Annotated in this window: 19 protein-coding genes; 12 read left to right on the top strand and 7 right to left on the bottom strand. The window is 55.5% G+C overall.

What is annotated here, in order from left to right; translation table 11 throughout:
• The first annotated feature begins 23 nt into the window (after nucleotides 1–23).
• The 4 genes from WD071_RS05105 to WD071_RS05090 all read left to right on the top strand — a co-directional run bounded on the left by WD071_RS05105 (nucleotide 24) and on the right by WD071_RS05090 (nucleotide 4,205).
• The gene (locus WD071_RS05105) at nucleotides 24–914 is read left to right on the top strand and encodes a DMT family transporter (protein WP_368047270.1); all 891 of its coding nucleotides are present in this window, start codon (nucleotides 24–26) and stop codon (nucleotides 912–914) included.
• Nucleotides 915–1,104: 190 nt separating this feature from the next.
• Nucleotides 1,105–2,367, top strand: a complete 1,263-nt coding sequence (locus WD071_RS05100; protein ID WP_368047269.1) for an acyl-CoA dehydrogenase family protein — start codon at nucleotides 1,105–1,107, stop codon at nucleotides 2,365–2,367.
• 3 nt (nucleotides 2,368–2,370) lie between these two features.
• Complete coding sequence (locus tag WD071_RS05095) at nucleotides 2,371–3,516, top strand: acyl-CoA dehydrogenase family protein (RefSeq protein WP_368047268.1); 1,146 nt, start codon at nucleotides 2,371–2,373, stop codon at nucleotides 3,514–3,516.
• A 2-nt stretch (nucleotides 3,517–3,518) separates the two neighbouring features.
• Nucleotides 3,519–4,205: a zinc metallopeptidase gene (locus WD071_RS05090; RefSeq protein WP_368047267.1), complete on the top strand. Its 687-nt coding sequence runs from the start codon at nucleotides 3,519–3,521 to the stop codon at nucleotides 4,203–4,205.
• Here WD071_RS05090 and WD071_RS05085 read toward each other — a convergent pair.
• The gene (locus tag WD071_RS05085) at nucleotides 4,194–5,504 is read right to left on the bottom strand and encodes a serine hydrolase domain-containing protein (protein ID WP_368047266.1); all 1,311 of its coding nucleotides are present in this window, start codon (nucleotides 5,502–5,504) and stop codon (nucleotides 4,194–4,196) included. The two genes, WD071_RS05090 and WD071_RS05085, sit on opposite strands and share 12 nt — an antisense overlap.
• A 261-nt stretch (nucleotides 5,505–5,765) precedes the next feature.
• Between WD071_RS05085 and WD071_RS05080 the strand changes: the two genes are divergently transcribed.
• The 3 genes from WD071_RS05080 (at nucleotide 5,766) to WD071_RS05070 (ending at nucleotide 10,341) form a co-directional block, all read left to right on the top strand.
• Nucleotides 5,766–6,458 carry an SDR family oxidoreductase gene (locus tag WD071_RS05080; RefSeq protein ID WP_368047265.1) on the top strand — a complete coding sequence of 231 codons (693 nt, stop codon included), beginning with the start codon at nucleotides 5,766–5,768 and terminating at the stop codon, nucleotides 6,456–6,458.
• 148 nt (nucleotides 6,459–6,606) lie between these two features.
• Nucleotides 6,607–7,758, top strand: a complete 1,152-nt coding sequence (locus WD071_RS05075) for a histidinol-phosphate transaminase (RefSeq protein WP_368047264.1) — start codon at nucleotides 6,607–6,609, stop codon at nucleotides 7,756–7,758.
• A 300-nt stretch (nucleotides 7,759–8,058) separates the two neighbouring features.
• On the top strand, nucleotides 8,059–10,341 hold the full coding sequence (locus WD071_RS05070) for an anthranilate synthase component I (protein WP_368047263.1): 2,283 nt from the start codon (nucleotides 8,059–8,061) through the stop codon (nucleotides 10,339–10,341).
• Here WD071_RS05070 and WD071_RS05065 read toward each other — a convergent pair.
• A complete protein-coding gene (locus WD071_RS05065; protein WP_368047262.1) occupies nucleotides 10,276–11,361 on the bottom strand; it encodes a HupE/UreJ family protein in 1,086 nt (361 codons plus the stop codon). The genes WD071_RS05070 and WD071_RS05065 overlap by 66 nt on opposite strands.
• 114 nt (nucleotides 11,362–11,475) lie before the next feature.
• Between WD071_RS05065 and hslO the strand changes: the two genes are divergently transcribed.
• Together hslO and WD071_RS05055 are read left to right on the top strand one after the other, a co-directional pair.
• A complete protein-coding gene (hslO, locus tag WD071_RS05060; RefSeq protein WP_368047261.1) occupies nucleotides 11,476–12,405 on the top strand; it encodes an Hsp33 family molecular chaperone HslO in 930 nt (309 codons plus the stop codon).
• A 38-nt stretch (nucleotides 12,406–12,443) separates the two neighbouring features.
• Nucleotides 12,444–12,920, top strand: coding sequence for a hypothetical protein (locus WD071_RS05055; protein WP_368047260.1), 477 nt, complete (start codon nucleotides 12,444–12,446; stop codon nucleotides 12,918–12,920).
• 11 nt (nucleotides 12,921–12,931) lie between these two features.
• On the opposite strand, the gene WD071_RS05050 is transcribed toward WD071_RS05055, so the two are convergent.
• Both WD071_RS05050 and ltaE read right to left on the bottom strand, forming a co-directional pair.
• Complete coding sequence (locus WD071_RS05050) at nucleotides 12,932–13,729, bottom strand: alpha/beta fold hydrolase (RefSeq protein WP_368047259.1); 798 nt, start codon at nucleotides 13,727–13,729, stop codon at nucleotides 12,932–12,934.
• Between the two features lie 8 nt (nucleotides 13,730–13,737).
• The gene (ltaE, locus tag WD071_RS05045) at nucleotides 13,738–14,781 is read right to left on the bottom strand and encodes a low-specificity L-threonine aldolase (protein WP_368047258.1); all 1,044 of its coding nucleotides are present in this window, start codon (nucleotides 14,779–14,781) and stop codon (nucleotides 13,738–13,740) included.
• A 102-nt stretch (nucleotides 14,782–14,883) separates the two neighbouring features.
• Between ltaE and WD071_RS05040 the strand changes: the two genes are divergently transcribed.
• Nucleotides 14,884–15,990: an FAD-dependent oxidoreductase gene (locus WD071_RS05040; protein WP_368047257.1), complete on the top strand. Its 1,107-nt coding sequence runs from the start codon at nucleotides 14,884–14,886 to the stop codon at nucleotides 15,988–15,990.
• A 20-nt stretch (nucleotides 15,991–16,010) separates the two neighbouring features.
• On the opposite strand, the gene WD071_RS05035 is transcribed toward WD071_RS05040, so the two are convergent.
• The 3 genes from WD071_RS05035 to WD071_RS05025 are packed head-to-tail and all read right to left on the bottom strand — an operon-like array spanning nucleotide 16,011 to nucleotide 19,078.
• Nucleotides 16,011–17,162, bottom strand: a complete 1,152-nt coding sequence (locus WD071_RS05035; RefSeq protein ID WP_368047256.1) for a DNA alkylation repair protein — start codon at nucleotides 17,160–17,162, stop codon at nucleotides 16,011–16,013.
• An 18-nt stretch (nucleotides 17,163–17,180) separates the two neighbouring features.
• Complete coding sequence (locus WD071_RS05030; RefSeq protein ID WP_368047255.1) at nucleotides 17,181–18,080, bottom strand: MipA/OmpV family protein; 900 nt, start codon at nucleotides 18,078–18,080, stop codon at nucleotides 17,181–17,183.
• Nucleotides 18,077–19,078 carry a S1/P1 nuclease gene (locus WD071_RS05025; RefSeq protein WP_368047254.1) on the bottom strand — a complete coding sequence of 334 codons (1,002 nt, stop codon included), beginning with the start codon at nucleotides 19,076–19,078 and terminating at the stop codon, nucleotides 18,077–18,079. The genes WD071_RS05030 and WD071_RS05025 overlap by 4 nt, the downstream gene beginning before the upstream one ends.
• A 449-nt stretch (nucleotides 19,079–19,527) precedes the next feature.
• Here WD071_RS05025 and arfB point away from each other — a divergent pair, with 449 nt between their 5' ends.
• Complete coding sequence (gene arfB / locus WD071_RS05020) at nucleotides 19,528–19,932, top strand: alternative ribosome rescue aminoacyl-tRNA hydrolase ArfB (RefSeq protein WP_368047253.1); 405 nt, start codon at nucleotides 19,528–19,530, stop codon at nucleotides 19,930–19,932.
• Nucleotides 19,933–19,966: 34 nt separating this feature from the next.
• Nucleotides 19,967–20,407, top strand: a complete 441-nt coding sequence (locus WD071_RS05015) for a VOC family protein (protein WP_368047252.1) — start codon at nucleotides 19,967–19,969, stop codon at nucleotides 20,405–20,407.
• Nucleotides 20,408–20,480: the final 73 nt, after the last annotated feature.

Here is a 20,480-nt window from a genome sequence, read left to right as displayed (position 1 = left end):
CCAGGCTGCGCCAGGGGGATTGCATGACGTTACGTGAGTGGTTCTGGATCGTATTTCTGGGAGCAGTTTGGGGCGGTTCGTTCATTTTTAATGCTCTGCTGATTCGTGAGTTGGGACCATTGTGGGTGACAGCACTGCGGGTCAGCATTGGTGCCCTGGGGTGTTGGCTGTTTCTGTTGGCCATGCGCAAATCAGTACCGAGGGATCCGGTGCTGTGGTTTAAACTGGGACTCTTGGGTGTGCTCAATTATGCCATCCCGTTTGCTTTGTTCCCGCTGGCACAGGCCAGTCTGGCAAGCGGAGTGGCTGCCATTGTGAATGCGCTGACGCCGATCATGACGGTACTGGTGTCCCATTTCTGGCTGAATGGCGAGCGGATTACCTGGACCAAAACCGTGGGTGTGATTGCTGGTTTTGCCGGGGTGACCATTCTCGCTTTGCCCGCACTCGAGGGCGGCGGAGATACGCGATTGTGGGCGATAGGCGCCTGCCTGTTGGCGACTTTGTGTTACGCCCTGGCACTCAATGTGGCCCGAAGCTTCCGCGATGTGGAGCCAACAGCGCTGACGTCGATTGCCTTGACGGGCGCTGCCGTTGCGTCGTTGCCGGTTGCGTTGTCAATTGAAGGCTTGCCCGTCATGACCTTGCCAGGGACCTGGCTGGCGGCATTGGCTATTGGGCTGATTTCGACAGCGTTTACATTCCAGATTATGTACCGCTTGTTGCCGCTGGTTGGTGCAACCAATTTCTCGACGACTACGCTGATCGCGCCGGTTTCAGCAATTGTGCTGGGCACAGTATTCCTGCAGGAGGTTATCCTGCCCTCTCACCTGACCGGTATGCTGGTGATTTTTCTGGGCCTGGCCTTTATTGACGGGCGTTTGCCTCGCCTGGTACGCCGACTGGCACGCTGAAAGCTGCCTGCGTCAGGCGCTGTCTGTATAAATAGCTGCCTGCATAAAAAAGTAGCTCTTCAGTACCTGATTTGCGCCTGCCAAAGCGTAGAGTTTGCCCTTTCTCCTTGCTAAACTCGATGTTTTACTGACATCACAACTCTCAATTCAATTCTCGATTCAACTGTCTATTTAACCTCGGAGGTGTGCCTTGCAAGACCTGGAAACTTTTCGTGCGGAAACCCGCGCCTGGCTGGAAGAAAATTGCCCGGCCTCGATGCGCACGCCGATGCCCGAAGATGAGACCGTCTGGGGCGGACGCAATGCGGTATTCAAGAACCCGGACAGCAAAATCTGGTTGGAGCGTATGTCAGGCAGGGGCTGGACAACGCCCACCTGGCCTGCCGAATATGGAGGTGGTGGCCTGAGCAAGGCGGAGAGCCTGGTATTGGCTGAGGAGCTGCAGCGTATCAAGGCGCGCCCGCCTCTGGTCAGCTTTGGTATCAGTATGCTGGGACCGGTTCTGTTGGAGATGGCTACGCACGAACAGAAACTCGAGCATATCCCTAAAATCGTGCGCGGCGAGATTCGCTGGTGTCAGGGCTACAGTGAACCGGGGGCCGGCTCTGATCTGGCCGGACTGGGCACCAAGGCAATACTGGATGGCGATGAATATGTCATCAACGGCTCCAAGATCTGGACGTCCTATGCTGACCAGGCAGACTGGATATTTTGTCTGGTACGTACCGATTTCGAGGCGCCGAAACACAGTGGCATCAGCTTTATCCTGTTCGACATGGCCAGCCCGGGTGTCAGCACCAAACCCATCAAACTGATCAGTGGTAACTCGGTTTTCTGTGAAACCTTTTTTGACGATGTGCGGGCGCCCGCGCGGAATCTGGTTGGCCGTCTGAATGATGGCTGGACTATTGCCAAGCGTTTGTTACAACACGAACGCACCATGATTTCCGGTTTCGGACTTAGCAGTGGTCGCAACAATCGCGGTGGTCTCGCTGACAATCTCGCGCTAACCGCCATGTTGTACCGTGGCGATGTGGTTGAACTGTCAGACCCGGTGCTGCGCGACCAGATCGCCCAGTTTCTGATCGACAGCGAAGCCTTTGCCCTGACCTCGCAACGCTCGGCGCAGGAAGCCAAACAAAGCAAAGGGCCCAATGCGACATCATCCATGCTGAAAAATTACGGCTGCGAGCTTAACAAGCGTCGTTATGAACTGGCGTTGCAGGCCGCCGGCACTCAGGCTCTGGGGTGGGAGTCACTGACGGAGGCGGGCAGTGATTTTGATCCGCAGGAATTGAGTGTTACCCGACAATGGTTGCGCTCCAAGGGCAATTCCATTGAAGGTGGTACTTACGAAGTACAGTTGAACGTCATTGCCAAGCGTGTACTGGGGTTGCCTGACATGACATCCATGGTTGGCAGCACTGTTGGCAAGAAACAGGCGGGGGTTTGAATTATGTCATTGGTATTGAATGAAGATCAGTTGATGTTGCAACAGTCGGCGCGCGACTTCTGCCGTGAGCAAGCATCTGTGTCGGTGCTGCGCAGTATCCGCGACAACAGGGATGCCCAGGGTTATGCGGCCGAACTGTGGCAAACCATGGCCGGGCTTGGGTGGGCTGGCATGGCTATTCCCGAGGCATACGGTGGTTTTGATTTTGGTTATTCCGGCCTGGGGTTGGTGCTCGAGGAGACCGGACGCACTTTGGTACCGACTCCACTGGTATCAACTGTATTGCTGAGCGCAACGCTGATCAATCTGGCGGGAAGTGACGAACAGAAATCGGAGTTGCTGCCTGGTATTGCTGCGGGCGAAACCGTGATGGCGCTGGCGCTGGAGGAGACTGCTATTCACAACCCCCTGCATATTGAGCTGAAAGCGGTCAAAACGGGTTCAGGCTACATATTGAACGGCACCAAGAAATTTGTACTGGACGCCCATGTCGCTGACCAGATCATTGTGGTTGCCCGTACTGACGGGCAAACCGGTGAACAGGACGGAATCAGTCTGTTTGTGGTTGATACGGTCAGCCAGGGTATTGAAGTGCAGAAATTGAGCATGGTGGACAGCCGGAATGTCGGCAATATCCACTTTACGGATGTAGAAGTGCCTGATGAGGCTTTATTGGGGCAGGAAGGAAAAGGCTGGCAGGCGCTGTCGCGCACACTGGATATCGGGCGCATCGGCCTTGCGGCAGAAATGCTGGGCGGCGTTCAGGAAGTATTTGAACGTACTGTAGAGTACATGCAGCAGCGCACTCAGTTTGGAGTACAGATCGGCGCATTTCAGGCACTGCAACATCGCGCTGCTATCATGTATTCGGAGATCGAGCTGTGCAAGTCGCTGGTAATAAAAGCGTTGTACGAACTGGACCGGGGCGATGAGGCCGAGGACCTGCCCGCACTGGCGAGTATGTGTAAAGCCAAGTTGTCGGAAGTGTATATGCTGGTCAGCAACGAGGGGGTGCAGATGCACGGTGGTATCGGCATGACGGACGAATTTGATATCGGGTTCTATTTGAAGCGGGCGCGTGTTGCTCAGCAAACGCTGGGTGACGCCGCCTTTCATCGCGACCGGTACGCCAGTTTGCGCGGGTTCTGATCATGATCCTGCTGGTGATGGGGGGCTTGCTGGCCGCGCTGGCGTTTCTGCCTCAGATCTGGGTGCGGTACGTCATGAAAAAACACCACCGGCAGGATCCCGCTATGGCTGGCACGGGTGGCGAGCTGGCGGAGCATCTGGTCTCCCGCTTCAGGCTTGAAGGTATCGTGGTCGAACAAACCGAGGAGGGACGTGATCACTTTGATCCCGGCGCCAAAGCAGTTCGGTTGAGTCCCAGCAATTATGAAGGGCGATCGCTGACGGCGGTGGCGGTGGCTGCTCACGAAGTCGGCCACGCAATCCAGTTTCATCGTAATGAAGCTATTTTTGAATTGCGAAAAAAGTATATACCGATGGCATCGAAGTTCAGCAAATTCGGTGTTGCCCTGATGATGTCGGTACCGGTGGCAGCGCTGGTGCTGCGATCCCCCGTTGCGGTAGGTACCGTCATCGCGTTGAGTGTGATCATGCAGTTGCTTGGCGCGCTGGCGTATCTGATTGTACTGCCGGAAGAGTGGGACGCGAGCTTCAACAAGGCTCTGCCCATACTGGTTGATGGCGAGTATATCTCGCCACAACAGTACAGTGGTGTGCGTCAGGTGCTGAAGGCCGCGGCACTGACTTATTTCGCCGGGGCGCTGGCCAACATACTCAACATAGGCCGATGGTTGATGGTGTTACGGCGCTGAGTCAGTAGCTGGTTCGGTAATAGCCCCGTAAACCATCCGCTTGCTGATGCCCTGTAACTGACGCGCATAACCCAGGTTACGATTCTGGATCATGCCAATAAAAACGAGGTCTTCCACCGGATCTATCCAGAACCAGGTGCCACCAATGCCCCACCACCAGTAGCTGCCCTCGCTCATGCCGTCGTTGCGGGCTGGATCAGCCACGATCGCGAAGTTCAGGCCGAACTGGTTGCCCGGGTAGCCGGGGATTTCCTCCATGCCTTCCGGCAACTGATTACTGCGCATGGCTTCGACCGACGACTCATTGAGCAGGCGCACGTCATCCAGTTCGCCCCCATTGGCAAGCATCTGCGTGAATCGCATATAGTCCGTTATGGTGGATACCAGGCCGCCTCCGCCACTGAAGAGCTTGACGGACGCACGATAATCACCGCCGAAACCATCGTTGGGTGCAATCAGGCCGTTTTCGCCCGACATATACATGGTTGCGAAACGCTCGCGCTTTTCCTCCGGCACATAAAAGCCGGTATCCGTCATACCCAGTGGCTCGAATATGCGCGCGTGCAGGAACTCATCAAAAGGCATGCCAGACAGCACTTCAACCAGCCGGGCCTGAACGTCAACCGAGACACTGTAGTGCCACAGCGTACCGGGCTGCTGACGCAACGGGATCCGCGACAGCTTGTCGATCATGTCCTGCAGAGTGCCCTCGGTATCAAGAATGTTTGCTGCCACGTACTGCGAATCAACCTGGGAGCGTGAGAACAAACCGTAAGTCAGGCCGCCGGTGTGCGACATCAGTTCGCGGATGGTCATTTCGTGATTGGCCGGTTCGGTGACCGGAAAACCGCCGGGGCCGTCTTCGATGGCAACTTCCAGATTGGCAAGCTCCGGAATATACCGGGATACTGGATCGTCCAGTGAAAACCTGCCTTCCTCCAGCAACATCATCATGGCAACGCTGGTAACCGGCTTGGTCATGGAGAAGATGCGGAAAATGGTGTCCTCCGAGATCGCTTCCTGCGCCTCAATGGACTGATAGCCGTGAGCGTCAAGGTGGACCAGTTTACCGTTTCGCATCAGCGCGCTGACGACACCGGCAAGATTGCCCTCGTCGACCTCCTGACGCATGGCATGGGCAAGGTCATTGATGCCATCGGCACTCATGCCGACTTCCTCCGGGCTTACGCGTGCCAGGTCGCGTTCCTGGGCGTACAGGGAAGGAGCAAACGCCAGCACTGACAGCGCTGACGTCAGCAGCAGCCTGGCCAGGCAGATGGGCAGGGATGGTTTTTTCATGATGGGCCTCTATCGATGTAGTAAGCGCGCATACCTGACAGCCAGTGGATGGCAGGAACGGCACTTGAGCAATAATGAACAACTGTCCGGAAGTTTATACCACACAGGGCTGGTAAGTCACACAGGTGGCATGAGCCCGCGTCAGGTGCCTTGATATTTGCGGCAGCCTGACAGTCAGCGTACAAAGTGGTACCTTAGAGGCACTGCAACATCATCACTATTGTCGTAATTTATATCAAGTTAAATCAAGAGGTTAGTTTAATGGCGAAGTATTTTATCACGGGTACCAATCGCGGCATCGGGCTGGAGTTTGTCAAGCAGGTGCTGGCGCAGGGCCATGATGTCGTGGCAACTTGCCGAAATCCGGAAAATGTCCCTGAACTGCGGGACTTGCAACAGGCCAACGGCTCGCTTCGGGTACTGCCCCTGGACCTGGCAAGTGCAGAGTCTCGTCAGGTTCTGGTAGATGCGCTTAACGGCGATGCGATTGATGTGCTGATCAACAACGCAGGTATTTACGGGCCACGTGATGCCAACCTGGGTTCTTTGCGTGAAAGCGACTGGGCCGATGTCATGCTGGTGGATGTGATCGCCCCGATATTGCTGACCCAGGCGCTGTTACCCAATCTGCGTAAGGGCAGTGATCGGCGATTGGCCTTTATCGGCTCCAAGATGGGCTCGATCAGCGATAACGGCAGCGGTGGCTCGTATTTGTACCGTACTGCCAAATGTGCACTTAATCAGGGCGTCAAATCACTGGCTGTGGACTTGCAGCCGGAACAGTTTATTGTCCTGAGTCTGCATCCCGGCTGGGTATTGACCGACATGGGTGGCCCCAAGGCGCTGATTGACACCAATACCAGTGTTGCTGGTTTACTCGATGTCATCCAGGGTGCCAGGCCGGTCGATAGCGGACACTTTATTGCCTATGACGGCTCGCCAATTTCCTGGTAAGTCGTTCGTTGCCTTCACGGGGCTGGTAAATGGTACGGAAAATGCATTCAGTCGTTGGAATTGAATAGTTCAAACTAAAAGCTCAGCTTCTTTATGTGCACCACTTATCATTAACCAGTGACGGTTTTTGCAACCGGAGGCGATTCATATGACGGGCATTATCAGCAGGCGTAAAATGTTGTTGGGCGGCGCTGCATTTTTGGGCGCGGGCATTAGTGGCAGTTTATTGCGTGGCATTCCGGCGACTCCCTTTACGCCATCAGTCAAATTCCTGAACAGCGCCCTGGCTGCGATACCACGGCCGGATTACATGATCCGGGCAAGCAGCAACGAAAACCCCTACGGTCCTTCCCAGGTAGCCCGCGAGGCAATTGCAGAGGCGCTGGTTGACGGTAACAAGTATCTGAATCATGGTGCTGAACTATTGCGTCACCTTGCCACTCAGGAAAACGTTCCGGAAGAGTCCGTTGCTATTGGTTCCGGGTCGGGTGAAATTCTTTGTGTTGGTGGTCTGATGGCCAGCCTGTCGCCAGGTTCGGTGGTGTGCCCGGATCCGACCTTTGGCGGCCTGATTGGTTATGCCAGTGACTTTGGCACGGAGCTGATTCGGGTTCCCGTCAACAGCAATATGGAAACTGATCTGGAGGCAATGTACAAAGCCATCCGTCCCGATACCAGCATGGTGTACCTGTGTAACCCCAACAATCCGATTCCCAATCTGATCGAGAAAAATGCCCTGCGTGACTTTGTGCTGGAAGTTTCGCGTGATCGCATGGTGTTTGTTGATGAGGCATACCATGAGTTTGTGGACGATCCGGCCTATGAATCGATGATGGGACTGGTTCGCGATGGTCATCGCAATATCATCATTTCGCGCACCGCATCCAAGATTCATGGTCTGGCGGCCTTGCGCGTGGGTTTTGCGTTTGCTCACCCTGAACATATCGCTGATATCAATAACAAGATGACCGGTCAGTTGAATATCGCGGGTGCCCGGGCGGCGCTGGCCAGCTATCAGGATATGGCATTTCAGGACTACACGCGGCAGCAGAATCGAAAGGCACTCGACATTGTGGAGGCCATGTGCGAGGAGATGGCCGTGCCCTACATCAAATCACATGCGAATTTCACCTTCATTCATACCGGCCGCGATATCGACGAAGTCAGCGCGGCCATGCGTGAAGCGGGCATTCTTATTGGTCGACCGTTCCCGCCATTCCGTGACTGGGCTCGCGTCAGTATGGCGAAGCCGGAGGAGATGGCGTATTTCGCGCAGGTTTATAAGGCCCTGTACAGCTAATGTCCGCGCGCAGATCAGGTCGGTGCGGCGCATGTTTAACACCGGCTTGACAAAGTCGTTCAGGCTGGCGCATTATTGCGCCCCATGACTATTCAAGCACTTTATTTCTGGTGGTTTACCGACAAGGGCCGCCAGAAAAATAACGATCAGATCATCTGATCAATGTCTTTTTCAGGCTGCCCCCGTAAGGAAGGCGGCCTGTGTCTTGATAAAAATCCTGTTTCAACACCTTGATTATCTATCGATTCCTACGCCGCCCCGGCTACGGGTGCAGCCTCTCTGATACGAGAGGAAATCAGCGTGAATCACATAATTCAGACCCGTTTCAGCACTGCCGGTGGAGTCAGTGTGACGCATCAGCAGCAAGCCTGCGACGGGGTCACAGAAATGGCGCGTCGCCTGACCATGCTGGATGATCATCGTGGTATGGCCATGGTTTGCAGTGTTGATTATCCGGGCCGCTACCGTCGTCATGAACTGGTTTTTGTTAATCCGCCAGTGCAGGTGACGGCCAGGCAGCACGAAGTCCACATCGAGGCACTGAATGCCCGAGGTGAACTGTTACTGCATGAATGCCGCCGGGCGCTGATTAATAGCAGCACCGATTACCAGTTGACGTTGGTAACGGCTACCCGGCTTGTCTGTCACGTCACTGAACAGACCGGTTTTTTTACCGAAGAGATGCGAACCCGTCAGCCCAGTGTGTTCTCGATACTGCGTCAGCTCATAACCCATTTCGCTTGTCCGCAGAATCGCCTGCTGGGGCTTTATGGTGCATTCTCTTATGATCTGGCGTTCCAGTTTGAGGCGGTAAAACAACGCCTGCAACGCTCTTCTGCCCAGCGAGACCTGGTGTTGTATCTGCCCGACGAAATTCTGACGCTGGAATCAGAAAGCGGGGCCGGTGTCATTCATCGATTCGAGTTTGTTTGCCTGGACTCAGCCGGTAACCAGCAGACTACCGGAGGTCTGCGCAGGCAGGGCGCGCTGGTGCCACCCGCTATGGTGGGTGATGATGATACTGGAAGCGCCCGTGCACAGAGACAGCAGGACTCGCTGCATTGTGACCATGAACCCGGCGAATATGCGGCGCTGGTAGAAAAAGCCAAGACCCTGTTCGAGCGTGGTGATCTCTTTGAGGTGGTCCCGGGGCAGACATTCAGTACACCGTTGCGCAGCAAACCCTCTGTCATTTTCAATAAACTCAGCGCCAACAATCCCGCTCCCTATGCTGCTTTCATCAATCTGGGGGAGCAGGAGTATCTGATATCGGCATCGCCGGAAATGTTCGTGCGGGTGAAACCGGATGCAGCGCAGGGTGACCTGATTGAGACCTGCCCGATATCAGGGACCATTCCCCGGGGGGCAGATGCACTGGAGGACGCTGAGCGCATACGACAGCTGCTGAATTCAACCAAGGACGAGGCCGAGTTGTCGATGTGTACGGATGTAGATCGTAACGACAAAAGCCGTATCTGTGTGCCCGGCAGCGTTGACATAGTTGGCAGGCGCCAGGTTGAATTGTACTCAAGGCTGATTCATACCGTTGACCATGTGCAGGGCAGGCTGCTGACGGGTTTTGACGCGCTGGATGCTTTTCTGACCCACACCTGGGCTGTCACCGTAACCGGGGCCCCGAAACAACGTGCCATGCAATTTATTGAAGATCACGAAAAATCGCCCCGCCGCTGGTACGGTGGCGCTTTTGGTCGACTGGGTTTTGATGGCAGCATGGATACCGGACTGACGATCCGAACCGTGCAGATAGACAGTTCAGTTGCACTGGTGCGCGCCGGAGCAACGCTGTTGCAGGACTCCGACCCGGTTGCGGAAGAGCAGGAAACCAGGCTGAAGGCGTCTGCCCTGCTGGCGGTGTTGCGCCCTGGTCCCGGCACGGTAACATCCGTACGGCCCACGGTGTCCGGGGTGGCGAGCAGGCCTGATGCAGGCATGCGAGCCTTGATGGTCGATCATCAGGACTCCTTTGTTCATACCCTGGCTGCAGGGTTCAGGGCTGCCGGGGTGGATGTGCAGACCCTGCGTCCGGAACCTGCGCGCGAGGCATTAAAGACACAGGTTTTTGATCTTGTCATATTGTCCCCGGGACCGGGTCGGCCGGCAGACTTTGATTGCAATGCAACCCTGGCCTTATGTGAAGCGCTGAACGTGTCCGTTTTTGGTGTCTGTCTGGGCTTGCAGGCCATGATTGAATACGCGGGCGGCTCCCTGTCTCTGCTGCCACGACCGGTGCATGGCTCAGCGTCTGCCATCGAGCATGACGGCAGCGATCTGTTCCATGGGGTTAATAGTCCTTTTGACGCGGGACGCTACCACTCGATCCATGCCAATCAGGTGCCAGGCGGCTTCGAGATCACCGCTCGCAGTGGTGATGACGGAAGCATCATGGCAATAGAGCACAAAAACAAACCTTGGACTGCCGTGCAGTTTCATCCTGAGTCCTTGTTGACACTGGCGCGGGGTGCGGGTGATCAACTGATCCGCAACGTCGTGCGTACTTCAGCTTTGCATCGGCCTTTCGCGTCTGCGCAGCATGTTGGCGGGTATCACCGACAGCAACAGTAAGATGGCGATGTAGACATAAAACGGAATATGCAGTTCATGTAAATGCTCGTCGGCAACAGTGCCCAGCGTGACGTCGATGGCGGCACTGTTATCAGCCAGTTGCACGCGGTAGGTCTGGTCAATCCGGCCGCTGAACACAAACCAGCCCTGACTGTCTGTGCTTAATTCGCTGGGCTCCGTGATATCCGTGTTCAGGGGCATGATCAGCAAATCCGCGTTGGCCAGTGCACTGCCATCAGCATGGCTTACCTGGCCCATCATCTGCTCGCGGTCACTGAAAATGTCGAAGCGGATATCCTGCGCTGCGCCGCGTTCCTGCGCGTAGCCATAGAGCTGGAACACCAGCAGCCCGGCACCGGCGATGATCAGTGCAATGTTGGTCATTTTGCTGACCAGCGCCCAGCCCTTGACATGTTGCCAGGCGCGGATGGCAAAGGCCATCACCACCAGTGCTGCAATCTGGCCGAATTCCACGCCGACATTGAACAGCAGGATTTTGCTCAACAGGGCCGGGTCGTCGGCCAGCGTGACTTCCTGCAGACGGGCGGAAAGTCCAAAGCCGTGGATCAGGCCGAAGATGAAGACCATCAGCAACAGATTGGGCGCATTGATGCCCAGCCAGCGCCGGAAACCGTCCAGGTTCTCGAAGCCCTTGTAGGCAACCGTGACAGCGATGACGGCGTCGATCAGGTAGTGGTTGGCGGTGATGCCAGCATAGGTCGCTGCGATCAGGGTGATGGTGTGACCAACGGTGAAGGCAGTGACAAATTTCAGAATGTCTGTAAATCGGCTCAGAAAGAACATCACGCCAAGCAGGAACAACAAGTGGTCATAACCGCTGAGCATATGTTCTGCGCCGGTCCACATGACTTCAAGGTAACCACCTGACGCCATGCGTTCACGCGCAGTGTCGGTCATGTCATGAGCAATGCCGATACCGGGCAGCGTTACCATAGCCAGGCCGCATAGCAGCAACCAACGTGGGGTGCGGCAAATGTGCTGTTTATGCGTATCGGTCATGTTCATGCCTCTCATATATTGTCCATCCTCCTCCGGCGTGCGTAGAATGGTATCATCAAGCGGAATGAAAATGTCCGCCTTCAGGGCTACAAGATTGCTAGCATGGGAAACAGTATGTCTGAATCAAGTTCATCAACACCCGACAAAAGCCAGGTGCATAAAACCTCGGCAGACAATGCATCGACTGATATCTGCCAGCGGTTTTTGTTTGCCGATGCCGATGTGCGTGGGGAGATTGTTCGTTTGACGCGTAGTTACACTGATACGGTCAGCAATCACGCCTATCCGCCCGCCGTGAGCAGCCTGCTGGGTGAATTTCTGGCGGCAGGTGTGTTGATGGGCTCGGCGATAAAGTATGACGGTCGGCTGGTGCTGCAGGTGCGAGGTGATGGTGAATTGAACCTGATCATGGCGGAGTGCACCAGCGAAGGCGCAATCCGGGGCATTGCCCGCTTTGATGTGGCGCCCGAAAGTGCCGATTTTGATGCACTGACCGGTAACGGCGTATTGGTGATTACAGTCGATTCACGTCACGCTGACCCTTACCAGGGGATTGTGTCTCTGGAGGGCGAATCCCTGGCGGCATCATTGCAGACTTATTTTGCGCAATCCGAACAATTGCAAAGCTGGTTCTATTTTGCCGTTGATGAAGACCAGGCCTGTGGTTTCATGATACAGCAGCTGCCCGGTGCATCAGGGAGTGATGCAGATGCGCGCGAGGAAAGCTGGCAACATCTGCTGACGCTGGCGCAGACCCTGACGCCCAGTGAAATGCTGGCGCTGAGCAATGCAGAGTTGTTGCACCGACTGTATCATCAGGAAGAGGTGAAACTGTTCCCGCCCAGACAATTCCACTATCAGTGCAGCTGTTCCCGTGAGCGCACGGCGCGGGCACTGATTTCGATTGGCAAGGAAGAGGTGGACAGCATTGTTGCTGAGCAAGGTGCGGTGAGTATCGCCTGTGAATTCTGCGGCACCGATTATCGGTTTGACGCGTCCGAGATTGCCTTGCTGTTTCAGGATCGAGGCGATCTGATTCACTAAAGACAGCCGCAGAACAAAAAACGACGAGGAAAATTACAATGAAGGGATTTATGTTAAATGCCAGCCTGGTTTGTCTTGCAGGCTCATTTTTGGTGGCCTGTTCGGAATCGGGCATGGCAGACCCGACACCGTTGGAAAATCCGGCCGCCTATCAGAATCATCAGGGACCTTATCGCAGCGAGACTGTACAGGTTGTTTTGCAGCCCACTCAGCGTACAGAAATTAAAGCGGTGATGGAGCAGGATCAGGTGCTGATGTATCAGTGGATTGCCAGTGCACCGGTGTATGTGGACTTTCACGGTCACGATCCAGACGATGATTCCTACTGGTATCGCTACCGCGAGCAGGAGCAGGGCATGAGTTCATTCGGTAGCATCGTGGCACCGGTCAGCGGCGAACACGGTTGGTACTATCGCAATGACACCGATTCAGAGATCGTCATAGACCTGCGAGTGAGCGGTTACTTTGATCGGATCCGCGATCTGGGAATCTTCGCAGAGCCCGAAGCCGATTGAGCTACATGTCGTCAGCGGCGGGCGCCGACGGTATCAAAAAAGTTGACTACCTTGCGCATATTTTCCCGGTTCTGGGCGATGAAACTACTGTGGTCGGCACCCTCGAGTTCAACATACACATGCGGCATGCCGACTGACCGCATGGCCGCGACCCAGTGCCGGGTCATCTCGACCGACACCAGTTCATCTTCGGTGCCCTGCAGTACCAATATCGGTGTGTCCCTGATTTCCGACAGTATCGTTGGTGACTGGTCCGGGTGGGGCGCAGGGGCAGCCACGGCCAGGGCGGCAAACATGTCCGGGTTGTTGACGGCGATATGGTAGGTTCCCGCACCCCCCATCGAGTGTCCCCACAAGTAAGTACGTTCAGCGTCGACATTGAATTCGGTTTTAACCTGATCAATGACCGCCATTACGTCAGCCTCGCTGTACTGCGCATGCAGGGGATCTTCCGTGGGGCGGGAGCCGTACCATCCGCGTCGCACATATCCGAGCGGCGTGACCACCATGAAGCCATACTGTTCAGCGTAATCGAGAAAGCCCTCGTAACCCATCAGCCAGTCGTAAGTCCGCCCCAGTCCATGCAGGGACACGATAAGTGGTACGGAACCGTCGGTCTGTTGATAGCTGCCGGGCACGAATAAAGCATAGGGCAGGGTTTCGCCGGTTGGCTCAAAGGTGTAACTGCGATGCTGTACCCGGGGGTCATTTATCATGCTTTCATCGTCTGCGGCTTCGCGCGAGGCCTGCACGGAATTACATGACAGCAACACCGGTAACAGTGTCAGCAGCATTATTGTGCTTTTCATGAGGCTTCTCATTTTATGTGTCCCTCGTTCATGAATGATTCAAAGGCCTGCGCTGCGCGTTCGAGCGCCGCATCGTTTATATCAAGATGTGTTACCAGCCGGATGCTGTCACGACCCAGGCAATCGGCCTTGATCCGGTGTTGTTCCAGCCATTGCGCAAGGTGTTCCCGGTTGATGCCTGCAACCTTGATGAACAGGATGTTGGTCTGGGGCATATCCAGCGTATAGCCGGCCTGCAGCAAACGGTCGGCCAGTGAAGAGGCGCGCCGGTGATCGTCTGCAAGGCGTTCGATATGGTGGGTCAAAGCGTGCAGCCCGGCTGCCGCTAGCAAACCGCTCTGCCGCATGCCACCGCCGCAGACTTTACGCCAACGGCTGGCCTGTTCAATAAAGGTTGTCGGTCCCAGCAAAACCGATCCGACGGGTGCGCCGAGACCTTTGGACAGGCAGATGGAAACGGTATCAAAATGTCGGGTGATGTCGGAGAGAGGGCATTGCAGGGCAACAGCCGCATTAAAAACGCGGGCGCCGTCCAGGTGTAACTGCAGGCCGGTCTCGTTGACCAGGTTGCGTGCCTGCGCCAGGTACTCAAGGGGCAGCACTTTACCATGCACCGTGTTCTCCAGGCATAACAGGCGGCTGCGGGCAAAATGACAGTCATCAGGTTTTATCGCGGCCTCGACTTCATCCAGATCCAGTCCGCCGAAGCTTTGCATGGGCAGTGGCTGTGGCTGGATGCCACCCAGTGCAGCGGCACCGCCGCCTTCGTATTTGTAGGTGTGCGCCTGCTGACCAACAATGTACTCGTCACCGCGACCGCAGTGTGTCAACAGCGCGACCAGGTTGGACTGGGTGCCTGAGGGCATGAACAGACCGGCTTCCATATCGGCCATCGTGGCCAGAGTCTGTTCCAACTGTTTGACGCTCGGGTCTTCACCCCACACGTCGTCGCCAACCTCGGCAACGAACATGGCCTGTCTCATGGCCTGGGTTGGTTTTGTCACCGTGTCGCTGCGCAGGTCTACCCACGCGGGTGAGTTATTATCAGGCATATTGTCCTCGTTCACGCTGTTTTTGTGTCGGTGTGACGCGGATAATGCTAACTGATTTCCCGGTCGTGTACTATTAACCTTTAAGTCCTCGGATGCAGACCTTTGAACGATACTGTGACAGCCAGTCCCCTGGTGTTGGCCGGCGCCGGGCACGCCCACCTCGTCATGCTGCGACGTTGGCTGGATACCGGGTACCGGCCGCCGACGGGAACGATACTTGTCAATCCCGGCAGTCATGCCTGGTACTCAGGCATGATGCCCGGCTTGCTGGCGGGGCGCTACAACGTCGAGGAATGTGCTATCGCACTCGCACCTCTGTGTCGGGCACTGGGCATCGAATTGCGTGACGACAGCGTGGTGGCGCTTGACGCCGCTGAGCGAAGAGTCAGTCTGGCGCACTCAGGTGAATTGATTCATCAATGTCTTTCCATCAATACCGGTTCAAAGCCGCCCTCGCCAGTACTGAATGATGGCAGCATGGAGTTGGTGCCGGCCAAGCCATTTTCCACATTTCATCAAAGCTGGCTGCGCTGGCAACAGGGCGCGGCACCAGAGCATCTTGGCATACTCGGTGGCGGCGCCGCTGCCGTGGAACTGGCGTTGGCACTACGCAAAAGCCTGCCTCGCAGTGAGCTGCATGTCCTGTGCGCCAATGAATTGCTAAGCGGTCAGGCGCCTGGTCTCATACAGGCCGCACGTAGGCTGCTGCTGGCGCGTGGCATCAAATTGCATGAGGGTGGTTTCGTCGATCAGATAAAAAACGGGCATGTATTCGTCGGCGGTCGACCGATACAGCAGCTTGATGCGCTGGTACTGGCCAGTGGTGCGGCGGCACTGGACTGGTACCAGCACAGTGGCCTGGCGTGTGACGATGCGGGTTTTGTCAGAGTTGGCGACACACTGCAAGCAGTGTCCGCTCCTGAAGTCTTTGTAGCAGGAGACAGCGCGGCGCATCAGGGCAGCCGTAAGTCTGGTGTCTATTCTGTGCGACACGGCGCGATTCTGGCAATCAATATCAGAGCGAAACTCACCCGTCAGCCCATGGTAAATTACAAGCCGCAGAGAACCGCGTTGGCGTTGCTGTCAACCGCTGACGGTGGCGCCTTGCTGCACTATGCCGGCTGGACGCTAAGTGGCAGGCTGATGGGGAAATGGAAGAATCACCTTGATCAGCGCTTCATGAAACGACACCGCGTGTCAGACCACTGAGCAGTGGTCTGACAGCGCAGTTACCGTTGCAGTTCCGCCTCCAGCTCAAAGGATCCCAATGGATATGGCTGGCCGTTGATCAGCAGGTCTATCTGATGGTGGCCAGAGTAGAGCTTGCGAGTGGTCATTGGCGCCAACGAGATTCGTTTGCCGATACTGACGGATGCGCCCGCATCCAGATTAGTCTGGGTAAGTTTAAAAACTTTAGCGCGCGTCGTGCCGTTGGCTTTGACAAAATGCACCTGGAAGTCGACCAGCAGGGCCTGCGGTTTGGCGGCGCTGTTGGTTATTGTCACGCTAAAGTTGACGCTGGCGCCGGTTCGCACCTTTGCCGGGCTGATATCTGCGCTTTGCAGCTCAATGTTGGTTGCGGCCCTGAATCCGAACAAAGCCAGCGCACGCGGATGCCCTTCTTTGATCTGATTGCGCAAGGCATGGCGCACAATCCATTGTCGATGTGTGCTCGCGTTTCGGGACCATTGCTCTGCTGTTGTCAGCAACACCTCAGGGTGATCCTTGCCGATGTCGTTCAGGTTGTTGGCGACCGACCTGCGCACATAGAGGGAGTCGTCGTCTTTAAGCTGCTCGAGCAAGGCAAGCACCGGTGTTGGGTCGCGCTGAAAATCAGGCAGTCGTGATGCCCACGGCAGACGGGGCCGGGTACCTTCCGATACCAGTCGTCTGACGTGTTCACTTGGATCCTGCAGCCATTGCTGTAGCTTTTTCAGTGTTGCCTCTCTGTGTTGCTGCAAAAACGGGCGGATACTGAATTCGGCTGTAAAGCGCTGTGTCAGTTCGTATTGCGCGCGCATTGAAGTCTCGAAATCATGCAGGCCATAACGTGCGACAAAAAATGTATGTGGCATGAACAGGAACGGCGCTAAGGATCCGCCTTCGCGATCCTGGGTCGGGGAGTCCTCGCTCAAGGCTGGTTTTGCGTCCGGGAGCGAGGTCAGCAGGATATCAATTGCCTGTGCATAGTCGGCAGGTAGCGCATGGTGCAGGCCATCGGCGATATGCCAGCCACGAGGCATCAGCTCCAGGGAATCATAGGCAGCCAATGTGTAGTCCAGGAAAGCTTTGCGTTTAAAAGCGGGGTACACCGCGGTGATCATGTCCGCGATTCGCTGCGGTATCTCGGGGCCATACTGATTCTTCAGGGGTTCTGCCATGATACTGGACCTGTTGTGTCATGGGCGCATGACTGTGCGCTCACTTTCTATAAGCGACCAGATAAAACCAACGGCAAAACCAAGCGTGAAATCGTCTTCGAACAGGGGGCTGTCGCGATCCTCGGCGCCATGATGGAAGCTGGTTTGCATACCGGCAAACATCCGGGCTTTGTCATTGATATGCCAGGTGCCGGAAAAATTGATACCGGTGCCAAAATATCCGGACTCAGCATGATACTGCGCACGCTCTGCGGTGACAAATTCGCTGTCCACGTCGTAAAAATAGCCATGTACATCACGCGTTGCCAATACCGGTCTGACAGAAACGGTTCCTTCAAAATTTGGTGAAAACAAACCATAGTGTCGATAACGTAACATGGGTTCAAATACGTAGCCATGGTGATCGACACTGCCAAAATCGGTAGACAATGCTGCGCGTGCCTGCAATGACAACTCCACCTCACTGTAGCTGGTGTCGCTGTATTTGAAATCAGCCAGACTGAATACCAACTGGGGGCCGACTTCAAAAATGAAGTCCAGATCGGGCATGCCCTCACGCAGTTCGTTGCCATCACTGTCGGCGTCAAATGCAGCGGCAAAGGAAAGAGAGAGTTCGTAAAAACTGTTTTCAGCAGCAACGGCGCGGGCGGATTGCCCATCGCCGATGCGCAGAACATCGCCGCGGTAAACCACATAGGGCAGGCCCAGGCCACGGGTCTGGTGTTCGGATGAGCCGGGGTAATGCGGCTGTACCAGGGCACCTGCGCCCACCCCCAGTTCCCACAGTGGCTTCTCGAGCATCACCGGCTCGGTTTCTTCGGCGGCAAATACGTAGCACGGTGCGATGAACAGTGCGGCTGCCAACAGGGTTTTCATCAATGCGCCGACGGGCGCCTGGTAACGGAAAGGTACGATCATGGGTTTCCAGTGATAGTCGATAAAGTTTTGCTTATCCGTACGCCTGCTTCGGCAATACGGATTGCGGCCGTGGTTGTCATGGTGTCCCGATAGCGATTGCTCAAAGCGATGCTGCCCGGATTGTCGCCGGTGTTCTCACTGCGTCGTACGTTATCGATGACGGAAGCGGGATACACCTGTCGCAGCAGAATGCTGCGGCTTTCCTGCAGCCAGCGAGTGGGTTCAAACACGTTATTGTCCGGCAAACTGGTCGCCAGTCCGATCAGTTCCGGTAAACTGTCATCAAGCCTGGGTCCGCGCAGTGCCTGGTCCCAGACAGCATGCAGATTGCTGTTGCCGATGCGAATGGCATTGCCACCACGGTCGCCATCGGGGAATAATCGTGCCGATACCAGTCCACCGGTGTGCAGAGGCTGATGAATATCGCCAATCAGGTGCAGTGTCCAGCACAGTGCCAGTGCACGCTGTTCGGCATCGGTGTCATGCTCAAGTTGCCAGTAGGACCGCTCCAGCGCGGTAAGCACATTGTCGGCATGGGAGGCATGCTGGCTGTTGCTGGCAGGTTGGCCGGCTATATCTGGCAGTGGCGCGGTATCGATGTACAGGTTGCCCTGGGTCTCTGCTTCATCACGCACCCAGGCGCCGTTGATCCAGTGCCAGTCTGGGCGGTTGTAGCGGGACCGGATGGCATCGGGCAGTCCGCGCGCAAGATCCGGCCACACGGCAGCCTGGCCCAGAAGCCAGCGCGCCTGTTCGTTGTTGGATGCAGTGCGTATGTGCCCGGGCATTTCGCCGAGGAAATCGTCGTCATAACGGGGGTGTTGCCGTAAAACCTCAAGCCAGTGACTGCGTTGCGCCGGGGTGAGTGATTCGTAGGCGACATAGACGGTGAGCCGATGCCCGGTAGCATCCCAGGCCTGCGCCAGGGAAGACAGCGCCAGGACGCCGAGCAGCAGAACAACACGGGCACATGCACTGAGCAAAATATTGTCTGGCATGGCAACTCCCGGGCAGGTAGAAGACGATTAGGGTCAGGATGGGACGAATTGTATCAGACCAGTCAGGGCAGCATGTTTATTGCAGACAAAAAAATGCCCACGTGATGACCGGTAATTCCGTGCGCATCACGTGGGCTAGTATCACCCATCAATGGAAAAGGGGAGAGTCAGTTCCATTTCTAGCAGCTGATAGGGGAATATCAGTGCTACGTCTGTAATAATGCATTGTGCGTGCCAGTTTTTATTATCGATTTTTATCTGTATGATAATTAAGATTAAATTTATTTTTGGCGAATTATCTACTGGTGCTGATCTGAAAATTTTTCAGATCGGCGTCCAGGCTGACGATTCGTTTTGGTTCTTTTTAGGTGCGGTTGCACCAGTTTGAAGCGCATCAAATCAATAAAATGACAGCACAGTGTCATTTTTAAGCAGGAAGAATATTTTTTATGGGTTCTATTGAAATTTTACCAGCGGAAGTCGAGTTGACAGCCATCAGGGCGCAAGGTGCTGGCGGGCAGAATGTCAATAAGGTGTCATCTGCGATTCATCTACGTTTTGATGTGGGGGCATCTTCCTTGTCTGATGAGGTCAAGGCCTTGGTTCTGGCGCGCAAGGACAGGCGCATGACCAGCGACGGGGTGATTGTGATCAAAGCCCAGCGCTTCAGGACTCAGGAAAAGAATCGCGAAGATGCATTGCGGCGGCTGCAGGCGCTGATCGCGGATGCCGCGCACACGGATGCACCGCGCAGGCCCACGCGGGTGCCGCGCTCGGCCAAACGCAAGCGGCTTGACGGCAAGCGCAAGCTGAGTACGACCAAATCTTTACGGGGCAAACCGAGCCCGGAATGAATACAATGTCGCAAACCGTCAGGAGGCTGGCCGCATGACAAGTACGTTGACACCTTTTCATCTCGCCATCCAGGTCCGCGACCTGGAAGAAGCGCGCGAGTTCTACGGTAAAACTCTGGGATTGCCGGAGGGCCGCAGTTCCGATCACTGGATTGATTTCAATCTGTTTGGCCATCAGTTGGTGGTGCATGTGAATCCCACTATTGGCAAGCAGGGACAGGTCAACCAGAGCAGCAATCATGTGGACGGCCATGGTGTCCCTGTGCCTCACTTTGGTGTCGTGCTGGGTATGCGCGAATGGGGCGTGTTGGCAGAGAAGCTCAGGGCCATCGGTACAAAATTTATTATCGAACCCTACATTCGTTTCAAGGGTGAACCCGGCGAGCAGGCAACCTTGTTTTTCCTTGATCCCTCCGGCAATGCACTTGAGTTCAAGGCTTTTCAGGATATTGAGTCGCAACTGTTTGCGGTCTGATCATTTAAACGCTTTAAAAGGCGCTTTAAAGGGGACGGAGGGAATACTTTTTATTCCCTCCGTCCCCTTTTTC

It is taken from the genome of Pseudohongiella sp. (assembly GCF_040877505.1).
In the GTDB taxonomy this organism is placed as follows: Bacteria; Pseudomonadota; Gammaproteobacteria; order Pseudomonadales; family Pseudohongiellaceae; genus Pseudohongiella.
This window is presented reverse-complemented; position numbering and strand designations above follow the sequence as displayed.